Consider the following 15,631-nt stretch of genomic DNA (forward strand, 5'->3'; position numbering starts at 1 on the left):
TATTGCTACTATCGCTACGTGTATTGCTGAAGATTTCGCTCAGTGTCGCTGCCGGTATCATTCGCCGAGTGCAGGCAACACCTTCACTTTTAACGCACTCGCCTGATTGCTGCTGTGATACACGCGATGCGTGGCCTTAACAAAATCGCTGTCTTTGGCCGCGTAAATATTCGGCACAAAGGTTTGCGGATTGCGGTCGATAAACGGGAACCAGCTCGACTGCACCTGCACCATGATGCGGTGACCGCGCTGAAAGGTATGGAACACATCGTTGATATTGAAGGCGACCCTGGTCACTTCACCCGGTGTCATCGCTTTCGGCGTTTCAAAGCCATCGCGGAAGCGCGCGCGGAAAGGTTCGCCGCGTACCAGGGTTTGCTGATTACCGCGATTGATTGGCCCGTCTTTCGCATCTGCTGGCGACACATCGATCAGCTTGACCACGAAATCGGCATCGGTGCCGGTGACGCTGACAAATAAATCCGCATTCAGCGGCCCCGCCAGTGTCACATCTTTATCCAGCACCTCGGTTTGCCAGGTCAGCACATCCGGGCGGCGGCTGGCAAAACGCTGATCGGCAGCGACATATTGTTTGCTCCAGCCGTTCAGAATCTCGGTTGTGTACGGTACTGGTTTGGCCGGATCGCTGATGTATTCATCAAAGCCGTTCTCGTTTGCCGCCGGCGCTGTGAAACTCAGTTTGCCGTTCGCATGGAAATACAAAGTCTGCTCTTTACTTTCTTTCGGCGGCCAGGCATCGAAGCTACGCCAGCGATTCGCGCCGGTTTCAAACATCCACGCTTCCGGCAACGCCGGTTTCTCGCCGCCTTTCAGATGATGTTTGAAGAACGCGAATTCGACCGGCTGATAATTGCGCACCGTCTTGAAACCGAAATTCGCATCGCCGACTTTATCGCCATCACTGCGCGTCCAGCCGCCGTGCGTCCACGGGCCGATCACCAGCGTATTTTGTATGCCCGGATTCTGCTTTTCTATCGCGCGATAGGTTTGCAGCGGGCCGTATAAATCTTCGGTGTCATACCAGCCACCAACCGTCAGCACGGCTGCTTTAATATTTTTCAGATGCGGCAGCAGATTGCGGCTTTGCCAGAACTGATCGTAATCCGGATGGGCGACGATCTCATTCCAGAACGGAATCCCGTTTTTAAAGTATTTGTCGTTTGCATTCGCAACCGAACCGAGTTCGAGAAAAAACTGATAGCCGTCAGGCGTGCCGTAATTAAATTCTTTCCAGCCGCGTTTGTCTGTCGGTTGCGGGCGCGGCTGACCAAAGCTGTTAAAGAAGCCGAATGCCATCTGCAGATTAAACGCGCCGTTTCTGTGCATATCGTCGCCACGGAACCAGTCCGCAATCGGTGCCTGCGGCGAAACCGCCTTCAGTGCCGGATGCGAATCAATTGCGCCAGCCGAAGTGTAAAAGCCCGGATACGAAATACCCCACTGACCGACCTTGCCGTTATTGTGCGGCAGGTGTTTGATCAGCCAGTCTATGCTGTCATAGGTGTCGCTGCTTTCATCAATATCCGCCGGTGTTTTTTTCACATCCAGATGCGGCCGCATATTGACGAATTCGCCTTCCGACATATTCGTGCCGCGCACATCCTGAAACACAAAAATGAAACCCTCTTTGTCATACTCGGCGGTTGGCCCCAGAGCAGTTTTGTAATTGTCTGCACCATACGGCGCGACCGAATACGGCGTGCGCACCAGCAGTATCGGATAGGTTTTTTTCGCACTCGCATCGTTCGGCACATACACCGACGTGAACAAGGACTTACCGTCGCGCATAGGAATCCGGTATTCGAATTTGCTGTAATGCTCGCGGATATAGTCGGCATGCTGCTTCATCGCATCGGCGCGGTTGTCCAGACTGACGCCGGATTGCTGCGCAGCGGATACCGGCAATGCCGCACCGTTCAATACAAAAGCGGCCAGCAGACTGACCAGCAGGGGGGAGAGTTTCATGGAGAATCCTGAATTAACTGAGGCATGAATAAGATAAGTGCTAAGCCTGAATGAGGTAAGCAGTGCAAGTTTAGTGCCTGATATTCATCATAAGTTCCGTAAGACGTGCAGCAAAATCCCCGCATCTTGTGAATGACAAGTCGCTGGCTTATTGATTGCTTTATCCGTCTTTTTACTCATCGTCTTCCGGATTGTATTCCGGTAGCGGTAATTCGGCTTCCGCGATGCTGTCGCTGCCTTTGGCTTTGGCAGTGTGTAAGGCCGAGGTGGCGCGCGCCAGCATGATGTCTGCGGTGTCTTTGATGGCGTTGGTTGTCAGACCGGTTGAAAACGTCACCTGCAAGCCGGGGGCGACGGCATTCCAGTCGCAGCCCGCGACGCGTTTTTTGAGGCGGGCGATGGCTTTCAGGCTTTGATCCAGCCAGGTGGTTGGCATCACGATCGCAAATTCATTGGCGGCAACGCGACCGAAAGAATCCAGCGTGCGCAGCATGTCCAGCGCTTCTTTGGCGACCATTTGCAATACCTGGCGGGCAACGGCCTGTCCGTGTTGCTCCAGAATTTTTTCGAGATGATCGACGCTGATGACAGCAAATGAAAATGTGTGGCCGGTACGGTAAGAGCGCGCCAGTTCAATGTCGAGGTTGCTCAGCAAGGCGCGCCGGTTCAGTGCGCCGGTCAGTTGGTCATGTTTGCTCAGACTTTCTAACTGGGTCAGCACGGTTTGCAGCGTCGGCAGCAGATTGTCCTGTTTGCCGTTTTCTTTAATTTGCTTGATAAGCTGCGTCAGCTGTTGTCTGGCACTCGCCAGGGGCTGATCGTGATCTGCAGGCATGTACTCTCCAACTTCATTGAATGTTCAGTGCGGCCAGTCCGGCTGGTATGGCCAGTGTGGCGAATGAGCGCCGTGACACCAGTCAGCCCGGATGCTGACACTGGGCGATACAATCCCAGCGAAGTTGAACGCTGCGATTGCCGTTTGCTTTACTATGTCATCGTCTTTGTCGTCACGCCTTGCCAGAGCAATTTTGCGTCAGCCCTGACAATATAATACTTTACCATCCGGCAATAAAAATAATATTGTGTTTTCCGCTCCTTTTTCACCCTGTCAACGCATACACAGCAGCTTGTTTCCGCAAATGAATCTGTGGATCAAGCGCGACGATCTTTTGCATCCGCAGGTCTCGGGTAATAAATTCCGTAAGCTGAAATATCCTTTGCAGGCACTGGCGGGTCAGCCTGCGCATCTGGTCAGCATGGGGGGCTTATGGTCGAATCATCTGCATGCACTGGCGCATGCAGCGGCGATCGCCGGGTTTCCGGCGACGGCGCTGGTGCGTGCTGCGGAAGGCATGAACAGCGCGATGCTGGACGATTGCCGCGCGCTGGGAATGCACATTCGCTTTGTTTCGCGCGAGGCGTATCGCGCTTTGCGGGACGATACTGAGGCGTGGCGTCAGCATCTGCCTGATAGCAGCGCGCAGCATGTCTGGCTGCCCGAAGGCGGCAGTGCGGCGACCGCATTACATGGTGTTGCCGAGCTGGTCGGGGAGCTGGAATTTACTCCTGATCTGATGGTGCTTGCCTGCGGCACCGGGGCGACGATGGCGGGCGTACTGGCTGGATTGCGCGGACAGGGCAACGTGATCGGCGTTGCTGCATTTAAAAATGCGGAGTATCTGCATGCCGAAGTCGCACGCTTATTGACTGCAGCGGGTTACCCTGCACATCAGAATTATCAATTGTTAACTACCTTCCACCATGGCGGATACGCTAAAGTAAGCGCTGAGCTCAGCGCGTTTTGCCAGAATTTTTTTGAAGATACCGGAATATTGCTGGAGCCGGTATATACCGGAAAAATGTTGTTTGCCCTTCGCCAGTTGTGGCTGAGCGGGCAGATCGCGCGGGAAGCGAAAGTGGTGGCGGTGCATACCGGTGGCTTGCAAGGCTTGCGTGGCTATACGCAAGTACCGTGAAGTAAATGGACAGTAATATTCAGAGAGCAGAAGTAGTGATGAAATCAGTGATGCACGCAACACAGCACGTCTTGAAGCCAGTCTTATATTCAGTTTTAAACTCAGTTTTCAATTCAGTTTTGACGCCACTGTTAACCCGGGTTCAGCAGCATACTGTAATCGCAGATGTCCGCTCTTTCTGCCTGCCGATGACACTGGGCGCTATTTTTTGTCTGCCTGTGCAAGCGCAGGCGCAGGACCTGCTCCGGGTTGCCGGCTTTGAGACGCTGAGTGATCCGCTGATTGTTTTTGATAAACGGCATCATGTGGTAGGCGGTCTGCTGAAAGACTATACCGATGCGATTGCCAGAGGGCTTGATGCCAAGCCGGTCTATATTCCGTATTCGCGCCGCCGGATTGAGCCTGCGATTAAAAGCGGTGAAGCTGATCTGGTCTGTTATCACAGCCCCAAATGGGTCGATCATCCCGCTGATTTCGCATGGACTATTCCGAATCTGCCGCAGACAGAGCGTGTGGTGGTGCGCAAGGACACACCGGTACCGCATGAGCTTCCTGAAGATTTGTCGGGTAAAAAAATCGCGACCCAGATCGGCTATCACTATGCACTGATTGAGCCGGATCTGGCTGCCGGACGAACGACCCGGATCGATATGACCGATGTACCCAGTATGTTTCGTCTGCTCGCGCTTGGTGGCGCTGATGCACTGATCACGTCAGAATCTGAAATTGTCGGTTATTTCAAAAAATTCCCTGATAAGCATGCTTCGTTCAGCGTGTCGAAAACCGCTTTTTCAGTGGTATATACGCAGTGCGCTTTATCGCTGAAATCACCGTGGAAGATAGAACAGATCAATCGTATCGTGTTGCGTCTGCAAGAGAACGGCACGCAGGACAAGCTGATGCGCAAATACGGTTTGTCTGAGAAATAAGTCAGCCCACAGACTGCTGACTGCATTTACAAACAGCGATCGAATCAGGCACCAGACCGGCTACAGGATGGCCTGGGGTTGCCGAAAAGAACAGAGTCATTGCACGCTTGTCGCCGGTACTTAGTCTTTTATTCCGTACTTGCCTAAAAAATGAGCAAAATCGTAGCCAGGTTTCTCCCTGAGTCCATGACAACAGGGTACACTACGCCCCAAATCTCGTCGCATCCTGCGATATGAATGAAATAAGCGAGCATCGCATGTCTGAATCTACTTCCCCCCTCACTTTTTCCGATCTGCAACTGAGTGCGCCTTTGCTGCGCGCCTTGCAAGATGTCGGTTACGAAACCCCGTCGCCAATCCAGGCGGCGACTATTCCATATCTGATGGATAACCGCGATGTGCTTGGTCAGGCGCAAACCGGTACCGGTAAAACGGCGTCGTTTGCGCTGCCGGTATTGTCGCGTATCGATATTCGTCAAACTTCGCCGCAAGCCTTGGTGCTGGCACCCACCCGCGAACTGGCGATACAGGTTGCCGAAGCATTCCAGACCTATGCGCGTCACATTCCCGGTTTTCATGTGCTGCCGATTTACGGTGGACAAAGCTATGGCCCGCAATTATCGGCATTGCGCCGTGGTGTGCATGTGGTGGTCGGTACGCCGGGTCGCGTGATCGATCACCTCGACAAAGGCTCACTCGATTTATCTGCCTTGAAAACACTGGTGCTGGATGAGGCCGATGAAATGCTGCGCATGGGCTTTATCGATGATGTCGAGCGCATCCTGCAGGAAACGCCGGAAACGCGTCAGACGGCTTTGTTTTCGGCAACGATGCCATCTGCTATCAAACGTATTGCACAGACTTATCTGAACAAGCCTGCCGAAGTCACGATTGCCGCTAAAACCGGAACCGCAGACAATATTCGTCAGCGTTACTGGCTGGTGTCGGGCATGCATAAACTCGATGCGCTGACCCGTATTCTGGAAGCAGAAACTTTTGACGGCATGATTATCTTTGCACGTACCAAACTGGGTACCGAAGAACTTGCCGCTAAACTCGATGCGCGCGGGTTCTCGGTTGCCGCGATCAATGGTGACATCAACCAGCAGCAACGTGAACGCACAATACAACAGCTGAAAGATGGCAAGATTGATATTCTCGTGGCGACCGATGTGGCAGCGCGTGGTCTGGACGTCGAACGTATCAGTCACGTCATTAACTACGATGTGCCGTATGATCCGGAAAGCTATACGCACCGTATAGGCCGTACTGGTCGTGCGGGGCGCAGCGGTGAAGCGATTCTGTTCATCACACCGCGCGAAAAAAATCTGCTGAAAGCGATAGAACGTGCTACCCGCCAGCCGGTGTCGCCATTGGAATTACCGACGATACAAACCGTCAATAATGTCCGTATTGCCCGTTTTAAAGACCAGATTTCAACTGCATTGGCCGAAGGTGGTCTGGATGAATACACTGCGCTGATTGAGGCCTACGAACAGGAGCACAATATTCCTGCCATCGAAATCGCGGCGGCATTGGCGAAAATGGCGCGCGGTGATGAACCTTTGCTGCTCGATAAAAATCGTCGTGAAGTCAAAAACGATGACAGCTGGCGTGATGAGCGGCCTTCACGCAGTGATCGCGGTGAGCGTCCTTCACGTGATCGTGGTGAGCGCGAAGAACGCGGCGCTCGTCGCGAACACAGCCCGCGCGTTGCTGAACCCGGCATGCAAACCTACCGTATTGCGGTTGGCCATGAGCATGGCGTGAAACCCGGCAATATCGTCGGCGCGATAGCAAACGAAGCGAATATCGAATCGAAATTTATCGGCCGCATCGATATTTACGACGATTACACGATTCTCGATCTGCCTGATGATTTGCCGGCGGAAACACTTGATCATCTGAAATCGGTACGGGTCGCCGGTCAGTCTTTGCGTATCAGTGCCGAAAAAGCCGGTGTCGCCGCTGCACCAGCTGCGCGCGCTGCCCGTAGTGAAACTCGTGCTGAGCGCGCACCGCGTATCGTTGACAGCGCACCCGGCAGTCGCCTGAATCAGGTGGTTGATCGTACTGTTACCAGCAAAGAAGACGACGAGCCACGCCCGGCGAAATCGAAAAAAGATAAGGAAAAAGTCAGCATTCCTATGCAGACGTATCGTATCGAAGTCGGCAAAGCGGATGCCGTCACGCCAGCGAATATCGTTGGTGCGATAGCCAACGAAGCGGGACTGGAAGCAAAGTACATCGGACGCATTGCCATTTTTGATGATCACAGCACGCTGGATCTGCCGGATGGGATGCCCAAGGAATTGTTGCAGCATCTGAAGGATGTCTGGGTTGCCGGTAAGCAGATCCGTATCAGCGCGGTCGGTCCATCCAGCGGCGGTATTGCGGCAGACTTTCCGTCAGGCCCTAAACGCAGTGGGGGGGATCGCCGTGTTGCGGAAAAAGCAGGTGGTAAACCGGGCTTCAAATCGGGCAAACCCGGCGAACGCCGTCCGTCTAAGTTTGATAAAGACAGCGGCACGACGCGCCGTAAGTCAGGAAAATAAGTCTGTCGTTATTGCGATATGAAGGAATAAAAAACCGCCGGTTAAGGCGGTTTTTTTATCGCTGAACAGAAGCGTGTTGCAATTATTTCTTTGCTGCTTCTGCTGGCGCTGCAACCGGTGCAGGTGTTGCAGCCGGGCTTGCTGCAGCAGCGGAAGCTGGCGCGGCTGGTACTACCGCAGTGATTTCAATTTTTGCTTTGGCTTTCAGATCATCAAAAGTCTTTTTCAGATTTTGCTGTTGCAATTGCTGAGTCAGCGGTCCTTTGACATCGTCCAGCGCAGGCACGGCCAATGGGCGGCTGTCATCGAGAATGATGACGTGGTAACCAAATTGCGATTTGACTGGTGTTTCAGTGAATTTGCCTTTTTCCAGTTTCGCGACGGCTTCGCCGAATTCCGGCACCATGCTACGCGGATTAAACCAGCCGAGATCGCCGCCTTTGCCTTTGGAACCAGGGTCTTGTGATTTTGCTTTTGCCAGACCGTCGAATGCTTTCACATCTTTCTTGATTTTAGCGATGATGTCTTTGGCCTCATCTTCGCTGGCGACCAGAATATGGCGCGCTTTAAATTCTGTGCCGCCGGCCGTCGTTTTGAATTTGTCGTATTCCGCTTTCAGCGCTTCATCGCTGACGGTCGCGTTTTTCATGTAGTCTTTAACGTAGGAATTGGCGAGGATAGACAAACGCGCCATGTCCAGTTGTTCTTTGACTTCAGGTACTTTATCCAGACCTTTGTTCGTTGCTTCCTGTGCGACCAGAATCTGCATTGCCAGTTGGTCGATCACCATTTTGCGTGTTTCAGGATTATCCGGCATGCCTTGGGCTGCCTGCTGCTGCATGATCTGATCCAATTGCTTTTTGCTGATCGGCGTGCCATTCACAGTCGCGGCGACTGCTTCTTTGCTCTCAGCGACAGCAGATGCAGAGGCCGATGCTGAAGCCGCTTTATCCTTATCATTACAAGCGCTGAGCGCGAACAGAGCGATAGCGCTACCCAAAACGACACGGGATTTGATCGACATGAAAATTTCCTTAAATGTGAGCTGTGGTTGAAATTCGTTGCGGCTGCAATGCAGCGTTGCCACGATTCTGCAGCAGACGACGATGTCCGCCGCTTCCAGAATAAAATTGCCGCTGAATTTTACCCGCAATGTGTGGTGAGTTGTTGGTTATTCATTTTTCATGACTTTCTCGGGATTTTCTTCTTTGAGCAATGTTCTGCCAACGTTACAGAAATGGGGATAAATCCTTCTATCCTGCAGTGTATTGCTTTCCGGGAGTGCGCCGGGCGGCATACAATGTCAGCTGATTTTATATAGTGAGTTTGTACTATGAGCGATATCAGTAAAGAGACGATTCCTGATAATCTTGCCGACATGCTGCCGGTCGGCATGATTAATGGCGGTGGTACTGCAGCGGCGGCGATGGCGCAAGTCGCCCAGCGCAAGCGTGGTGTACCGGGTTGGGAGGCATTTCATTACGAGCGGATATCACCGACAGAATTTGAAGTAACCGGAGGTGTTGCGGTCAACATAGGTGGGGTGAAAAAATTCCAGAGTATGGACGACGCACTCACTGTGACCGAAGCGGAAGTGCTGGCGGCGATGCGCGCGGCACAGGAAGCCTTGCCGCCCGCGCCGCAGGCTTTACTGGAACAGGATTTACTGGCGGCTGATATAGGTAAAACAGTCCGTAGCGGTGAACAACAGTTTTTGCGCGTGGTTTTCGCTTTGCCTGCCGATGCCGCAGGCCGGCAGAGAATTTTGCAGGCATTTCAGTTACAGGCGGATTTCTTTGGTGCGAAAGTGCAAGCCTGTTCTTTGCATGAAACGCATCCTCTGAACTGAGTTTCAGACTGATGGTCGCGGACAGAAGATCTGTACGAATGTCCGAATAAAATAAGGCTTACAGCCGTAAATAAGGCTGTAAGCCTTATTTATCAAGGGGATTGATTTTGCACAGACTGCTTACTCACTCTCCCTGACACGCAGGAAGCTGGCAAATTTCGGTATGCCATTCGCGTTCAGATCGCGATAGCGATAAGTAACCGTGCTGCCGATGGCGGGTGGTGATTGCCGTTGCGCGTCGCTCAGACCACTACCGAGCCGGAAGCGCTGACCTTCCGGTGTTTGAACCAGTAAGGCACCGAGTAAGCCCTGATATTTTCCACGCCCCGGTTCGTGACCGATCACCACCGCCTCTGCATCCTCATGCAGTTTTAGCTTCAGCAAGACATCTGAACGCCCGGTCTGCCACCGCGCATCCGCCTGATGCAGCATCAGGCCTTCGGCTCCCTCGCTGACGATTTTTTTCAACAGCGCCTGCAGTTCGGCATCATCGCTGACGCGCTGCTGCGGCAATACCTGCAACCAGGGTGCCTGACTAGCCGCAATGCTCTGCCTAAGCGAGACCAAACGTTCGCTGAAAGTGCCGCTGCCTTCGGGGAGTTCATAAATCTGATAACTGATTTGTCGCCATTCGGCATCGTCAGGAATCTGCCGCCGGACTGCCGCAGACAAGGCTTCAAAGCGGCGTCGCCCCATCCATAATTCACCATCCAGCCGATGTGCCGGCAGGGCGGCAATGAACCATGCGGGTGCCTGTATCAGGCGGCCACTACGAAAACGCAATTGCTTACCATCCCAGATTGCCCGCACGCCATCAAGCTTTTCACTGACCAGATACGCCGCCGGATTGATTTTCGCATGATAGTTACGCGCCAGCAGTATCGCCGGTGTCTCAATGTCGGTCGCCGCGACGGTGGTGTCTGGCAGCAACGCCAGTGGCGTGACAACACCGGCAAGACACAGGCTCAGGACGAGCACGCGTAACCGGGGCAGAGGCAAACGTGAAGGCAGATGAGTGCAATACATATTGAGCTTTCTGTCGGATGAATCATCAGTATGAAGTAAAAAAACTGAGAACTGATACAGGTGCCTGACAAGACCGCAACAAGACCGTCAGGCTGTACGGTCTTTTTTCATATTTGCTTTTCCCAGTAGCCGACATCGATCCAGCGACCAAATTTAAAGCCGACTTCCTTGAAGTGAGCGACTTGCGTCATGCCGAATTTTTCGTGTAACGCGACGCTGGCCGGATTCGGCAGGGAAATAGCCGCGATCACCGAATGCATACCGCGTCGTTGCAGATCGTCGATCAAATGATCATACAGTTGTGAGCCTATGCCGCTTTGCTTATGGTCGGGGCTGACATAGGCAGATATTTCAACAGAAAAGCGGTAAGCATGACGCGTGCGCCACGGACTGGCGTAGGCATAACCCAGAATTTTGTCATCTTGCTCATAGACATACCACGGCAAACCCGCCGCAAACACTGTGCTGATGCGCTCTGCCATCGCTGGCACCCGTACCGTCGTATCTTCAAAGCTGATAGTGGTATTGAGGACGTAGCGGTTATAAATCGCGCAGATGGCAGAGGCGTCGTCGGTACTGGCTAAACGAATCACAATTCATCCTTTGACAAAATCAATATATTGCAAAATTAATATTGAAAAAGTGGATGCGATATTTACTTATCAGGACGGATGTCTAATCGTTCCGGTCGCGCCATGGCTCCTCGTCGTGCAATACATAGTGTCGTTATTGCCACGTCTTGCCGGACACGTTGCGTCAGTCCTGTTATTTGTAAAACGCATCAAAAGTCGGTTTGATTATGATATTTATTTATTATTTTGTCTTGTAGCTTTTGCATCTTATTTGTTCTTTGTCATATCTGTTCCGGCCGTTCGCAGCAGGCTTATGTGACTTGGCTGATAATAGGCGTCCAACGCATTGCTTGTCTGAGTCCGGGAATCGCCCGCTGCAAGCTTTGCATGACAGGCAAACGATATGGCTCTTCTTTCTATTCTTGATCTTTCCCCGATTGCACAAGGGACGGAACCTGCGCAATCCTTTAAAAATTCGCTCGATCTGGCGCAGCATGCCGAACGCTGGGCTTATCACCGTTTCTGGCTGGCAGAGCATCACGGCATGCCTGGCATTGCCAGTGCCGCCACAGCTGTCCTCATTGCCCACGTAGCTGGCGGTACGCGGACTATCCGCGTCGGTGCTGGCGGCATCATGCTGCCGAATCACTCGCCGTTGGTGATCGCCGAACAGTTCGGTACGCTGGAATCGCTGTTTCCGGGTCGGATTGATCTTGGTCTGGGCCGGGCACCCGGTTCCGATCAGCGCACTGCCAGGGCATTGCGGCGGAACCTGAGTTCAGATGCCGATGAATTTCCGCAGGATGTCGCGGAATTACTCGATTATTTTTCTGATGAGCCGCATTCTGCCGTGAAAGCGGTACCGGGTGCGGGCCTGCATGTGCCGGTATGGATACTCGGCTCCAGCCTGTACGGCGCGCAACTGGCAGCGGCGATGGGCTTGCCGTATGCGTTTGCGTCGCATTTTGCTCCACAGCAGATGATGCAGGCAGTGGGCATTTATCGTGCCACGTTCCGGCCATCGGCGTATCTGGCGAAGCCGTATGTGATGCTGGGATTCAATGTGTTTGCCGCCGATACCGATGACCAGGCGCATCTGCTGGCGAGCTCGGCGCAGCAGGCTTTCGTCAATTTACGCAGCGGCAGACCGGCGAAAATTCCACCGCCGGTAGAAAATTTCATGCAACAACTGGGTGAAGGCGAGCGCGCATTGCTGAACCAGATTCTGGCCTGTTCAGCCATCGGTTCGCCAGCGACAGTAACCCAGCAGATGCGTGATTTCATTCGTCACACCGGTGCCGATGAACTGATGATCGCCTCGAATATTTTTGATCATCAGGCACGTCTGCATTCGTATGAAATCGTCGCAAAAATAAGTTCTGCTTTATCGTAAAAAAAGCCTGCCAACTTTCGGTTGGCAGGCTGTAAAAAATGCTGGAGGATACTTAGGAGAAAACCCCAGCATCGGGATAGACGTGACAGGCAGTCGTTATTTCATCTGATCTGCACCTGACAGGCTGGCAGTGGCGATGCCGGCACTACCTTTGCGTCCGCTGATGAGCCGCCACAATTTCAACAGGCTGCGATAGATCAGGCGGACAAAGGTCAGTGTGAAAAAAGCTTCCAGCATGGTGACGATAAATGCCAGCGACGGATGATAACGGGTGCCACGTGCATGCATTTTGTCCATCATGCGGTCTTTCGCAATTTCTATGCTGTCGTAGAAGGTAGGTACTACCAGCAAAGTCAGCAAGGTCGAGGTGATGGTGCCGCCGATAATGGCGATTGCCAGTGGACGGTAAAATTCACCACCTTCACCCAGCCCCAGAGCGACCGGCATCATGCCGGCGATCAGCGCAAATGTCGTCATCAGAATCGGGCGCAGACGCACACGGCCAGCCTGCATCAGGGCTTCTTCGCGGTTCATGCCTTCGGCTTCATTTTTACGTGCCGCATCGAGCAACAGAATCGCGTTTTTCGCCACCAGACCCATCAACATGATGACGCCGATCAGACTCATCAGATTGATGGTGCTGCCGGTAACCAGCAACGCGATGACGACGCCGATCAGCGATAAAGGCAGCGACAGCATCACGCCCAGCGGCGCGGTGAACGAGCCGAATTGTATGACCAGAATCAGATACATCAGGCCAATACCGGACAACAATGCAATCATCATTGCGCCGAACACTTCTTCCTGATCCTGACCCGAGCCGGTAATGTTCAGACCGTAGCCCGGTGGATAGTTAAACGACTCCGCCAGCTTCTTCGCATCGGCAATCACTTCACCGTTAGAGCGACCCTGTGCATTGGCAGAAACGGTGATCGTCCGTTTGCCGTTGCTGTGCTCAATGCCGGAAGGGCCTTTCCCCATGCTGATCGTGGCGATCTGATCCAGTGGCACCATCTGATTCGTTCCGGAGATAGCGATTGGCAAACGTTCGATATTTTCTTTGCTGACGCGGTCATCCGGATGCAAGCGGACAGCGACATCGCGGGTTTCACCGGTAGGATCAACCCAGTCGCCAACCTCGATACCGGCAAACGCGATGCGCAATGCCTGTGCTGCATCATTCGATGAGATACCCATAGAATTTGCCAGGCCGCGGTTCAGTTCTATCTTCAGCTCTTTTTTCGGATCTTGCTGCGACAGGCCGATATCGACCGCTCCGGGCACACTTTGCAGTTTCTCCATATAGGCGCTGGTAATTTCCAGCAGCTTACGGGAATCCGGACCGGTGAATTCGATTTGTACCGGCTTGCGGGCACCGTTATTCAGATCGTCCAGAACCGTGTATTCAGCACCGACCAGAGGTTTAATTTTGTTGCGCAATTCAACCGCTATTTCCTTCGCACTGCGTTTGCGTTCCGTACGTTTGCCGATATCGACATAGATACGGCCACCGGCTGGCGTGATATTACTGTTGGTTTCTTTGGTTTCAGAGATCGTGCGCGCAATGGCTGCTGCTCTTTCCATTTTCAGTCGCGCATATTCCAGAGATGACGACGCCGGTGTCCGGACTTCTATCATCAGATTGCCGGAGTCTGCGGCCGGTAAGAAACTGGTGCCCCCCCATTTTGCCTGCAGACCCAGAGCGGTAATCAGACTCACCAGTGCAATGGTTCCCATCCAGCGGCGATGATGCAAAGCCCAGGCGATGACATGGCCGTAGCGATCAGACTGATGGTCAAACCAGTCATTGAAGCGAGCCAGTATTTTTCCCAGACCTTTTTTGGGTGCGGTGTGATGATCTGGCGGATCGCCCCAGTATGCTGACAACATCGGATCCAGCGTGAATGAAATACCCAGACTGACTAATACCGAGCAGGTCACAGTCAGCGCAAACGGACGGAACCATTCACCAGGCATCCCCGGCATAAAAGCGACCGGAATAAAGACAGCAATAATCGAAAACGTGGTTGCTGCCACTGCCAGACCGATTTCCGCTGTACCTTCCAGCGCGGCAGTGCGGCGGTCTGACCCCATTTGCATGTGCCGCACAATGTTTTCACGGACCACGATCGCATCATCAATCAGCACACCAATTGCCAGTGACAAACCAAGCAGGGTCATGAAATTCAGGGTGAAGCCACACAGCCATACCGCGATAAAAGCTGCGACCACCGAGGTTGGTAAGCTGAGTGCAGTAATCAGTGTGGAGCGCCAGGAATTGAGGAACGCATACACCACGAAAATCGTCAGACCGGCACCGAGTACCAGCGATTCAATCACGTTATTCAGGCTGTTCTGTGCATCTTTACCGCCATCGCGCGTGATTTCAAGCTTGGTGCCGGGCTGATCTTTTTCAAAACCGGCATTGATTTCCTTCACCATTTCACGTACAGACGTGGCAACGCTGACAGTGCTTGCCTCACGCGATTTCGTGATTTGCATACCCACATTCGGTTTGCCGCTGCGTATGCTTAAACCATTGATGTCGGCAAAGCTGTCTTCAATAGTAGCGACCTGCGCAAGACGCACAATCTGATCGCCATTCCGTTTGACGACGATGCCCTGAAATTCCTCCGGAGATTCTATGCGTCCCACCAGACGTATGCTTTCTTCATCCAGCTTGCCGCGAATTTTTCCTACCGGTGCATTGGTATTCTGATTCCGCAGAGCATTCACGACCTCGCCGACGGACACGTTAAATTCGCGCAGTTTTTCAGCACGGAGTAAGACCGATAACTCGCGTTTCAGTGAGCCATTCACAACTACTGTGGCAACACCGGGAACCGCGCGGAATTTATCCGCCAGCAGATCCTCCGCGAGTCTTGAAATTTCGGCGTGGGTAAGTTTGCTCGATGACAGCGCCAGGTTGATGATAGGTTGTGCCGACGGATCCCAGCGTTTGATGACAGGCTCCCGCATTTCTGTCGGCATTTTGTAGCGAACCGAAGAAATCACGTTACGAACGTCGTCGCTGGCCTCGATCATGTTCTTCTTAAATACGAATTCAATGTCGAACTCAGCAAATCCTTCATTTGCCGACGAATACAGAGCTTTTACGCCCTGTACGCTTTGCAGCGATTTTTCAAGACGGTTGATAATCTCCCGTTCCGCCGTATCCGGTGAAGCACCGGGATAGGTGATGATCACTGATAAGCCGGGAACTTCGACATCCGGATTCTGATTGACCCGTAATTTGCTGAGTGCCAGCAAACCCAGTGCCATCAGGGCGATGATCATCACGATAGTGGCAATCGGTCGCTTGATACTGAAATCAGATAAAAACAT

General features: G+C 52.9%; 11 protein-coding genes. 5 read left to right on the forward strand and 6 right to left on the reverse strand.

What is annotated here, in order from left to right:
- Positions 1 to 57: 57 nt before the first annotated feature.
- Both ACOTSW_RS11255 and ACOTSW_RS11260 read right to left on the reverse strand, forming a co-directional pair.
- Entirely contained in the window at positions 58 to 1,986 is a 1,929-nt protein-coding gene (locus ACOTSW_RS11255; protein WP_423679184.1) for a CocE/NonD family hydrolase, read from the reverse strand.
- 172 nt (positions 1,987 to 2,158) lie between these two features.
- Positions 2,159 to 2,821, reverse strand: a complete 663-nt coding sequence (locus tag ACOTSW_RS11260) for a GGDEF domain-containing protein (protein ID WP_423679185.1) — start codon at positions 2,819 to 2,821, stop codon at positions 2,159 to 2,161.
- Between the two features lie 304 nt (positions 2,822 to 3,125).
- On the opposite strand from ACOTSW_RS11260, the gene ACOTSW_RS11265 reads away from it, so the two are divergent.
- From ACOTSW_RS11265 to ACOTSW_RS11275, 3 genes are all read left to right on the forward strand, one after another.
- The gene (locus tag ACOTSW_RS11265; RefSeq protein WP_423679186.1) at positions 3,126 to 3,962 is read left to right on the forward strand and encodes a 1-aminocyclopropane-1-carboxylate deaminase/D-cysteine desulfhydrase; all 837 of its coding nucleotides are present in this window, start codon (positions 3,126 to 3,128) and stop codon (positions 3,960 to 3,962) included.
- A 119-nt stretch (positions 3,963 to 4,081) separates the two neighbouring features.
- Complete coding sequence (locus tag ACOTSW_RS11270) at positions 4,082 to 4,891, forward strand: substrate-binding periplasmic protein (RefSeq protein WP_423679187.1); 810 nt, start codon at positions 4,082 to 4,084, stop codon at positions 4,889 to 4,891.
- Positions 4,892 to 5,148: 257 nt separating this feature from the next.
- Entirely contained in the window at positions 5,149 to 7,446 is a 2,298-nt protein-coding gene (locus tag ACOTSW_RS11275) for a DEAD/DEAH box helicase (RefSeq protein WP_423679188.1), read from the forward strand.
- Positions 7,447 to 7,528: 82 nt separating this feature from the next.
- Here ACOTSW_RS11275 and ACOTSW_RS11280 read toward each other — a convergent pair whose 3' ends face one another.
- A complete protein-coding gene (locus tag ACOTSW_RS11280) occupies positions 7,529 to 8,470 on the reverse strand; it encodes a peptidylprolyl isomerase (protein ID WP_423679189.1) in 942 nt (313 codons plus the stop codon).
- A 309-nt stretch (positions 8,471 to 8,779) separates the two neighbouring features.
- On the opposite strand from ACOTSW_RS11280, the gene ACOTSW_RS11285 reads away from it, so the two are divergent.
- Positions 8,780 to 9,295 carry a hypothetical protein gene (locus ACOTSW_RS11285; RefSeq protein ID WP_423679190.1) on the forward strand — a complete coding sequence of 172 codons (516 nt, stop codon included), beginning with the start codon at positions 8,780 to 8,782 and terminating at the stop codon, positions 9,293 to 9,295.
- Between the two features lie 120 nt (positions 9,296 to 9,415).
- Here ACOTSW_RS11285 and ACOTSW_RS11290 read toward each other — a convergent pair whose 3' ends face one another.
- Complete coding sequence (locus tag ACOTSW_RS11290) at positions 9,416 to 10,321, reverse strand: DNA ligase (protein WP_423679191.1); 906 nt, start codon at positions 10,319 to 10,321, stop codon at positions 9,416 to 9,418.
- 107 nt (positions 10,322 to 10,428) lie between these two features.
- Complete coding sequence (locus tag ACOTSW_RS11295; RefSeq protein ID WP_423679192.1) at positions 10,429 to 10,914, reverse strand: arsinothricin resistance N-acetyltransferase ArsN1 family B; 486 nt, start codon at positions 10,912 to 10,914, stop codon at positions 10,429 to 10,431.
- 382 nt (positions 10,915 to 11,296) lie between these two features.
- Between ACOTSW_RS11295 and ACOTSW_RS11300 the strand changes: the two genes are divergently transcribed.
- The gene (locus tag ACOTSW_RS11300; protein ID WP_423679193.1) at positions 11,297 to 12,286 is read left to right on the forward strand and encodes an LLM class flavin-dependent oxidoreductase; all 990 of its coding nucleotides are present in this window, start codon (positions 11,297 to 11,299) and stop codon (positions 12,284 to 12,286) included.
- 96 nt (positions 12,287 to 12,382) lie between these two features.
- On the opposite strand, the gene ACOTSW_RS11305 is transcribed toward ACOTSW_RS11300, so the two are convergent.
- Entirely contained in the window at positions 12,383 to 15,631 is a 3,249-nt protein-coding gene (locus ACOTSW_RS11305; RefSeq protein WP_423679194.1) for an efflux RND transporter permease subunit, read from the reverse strand.

The organism is Undibacterium sp. WLHG33, from assembly GCF_049544815.1.
Classification (GTDB): domain Bacteria; phylum Pseudomonadota; class Gammaproteobacteria; order Burkholderiales; family Burkholderiaceae_D; genus Undibacterium.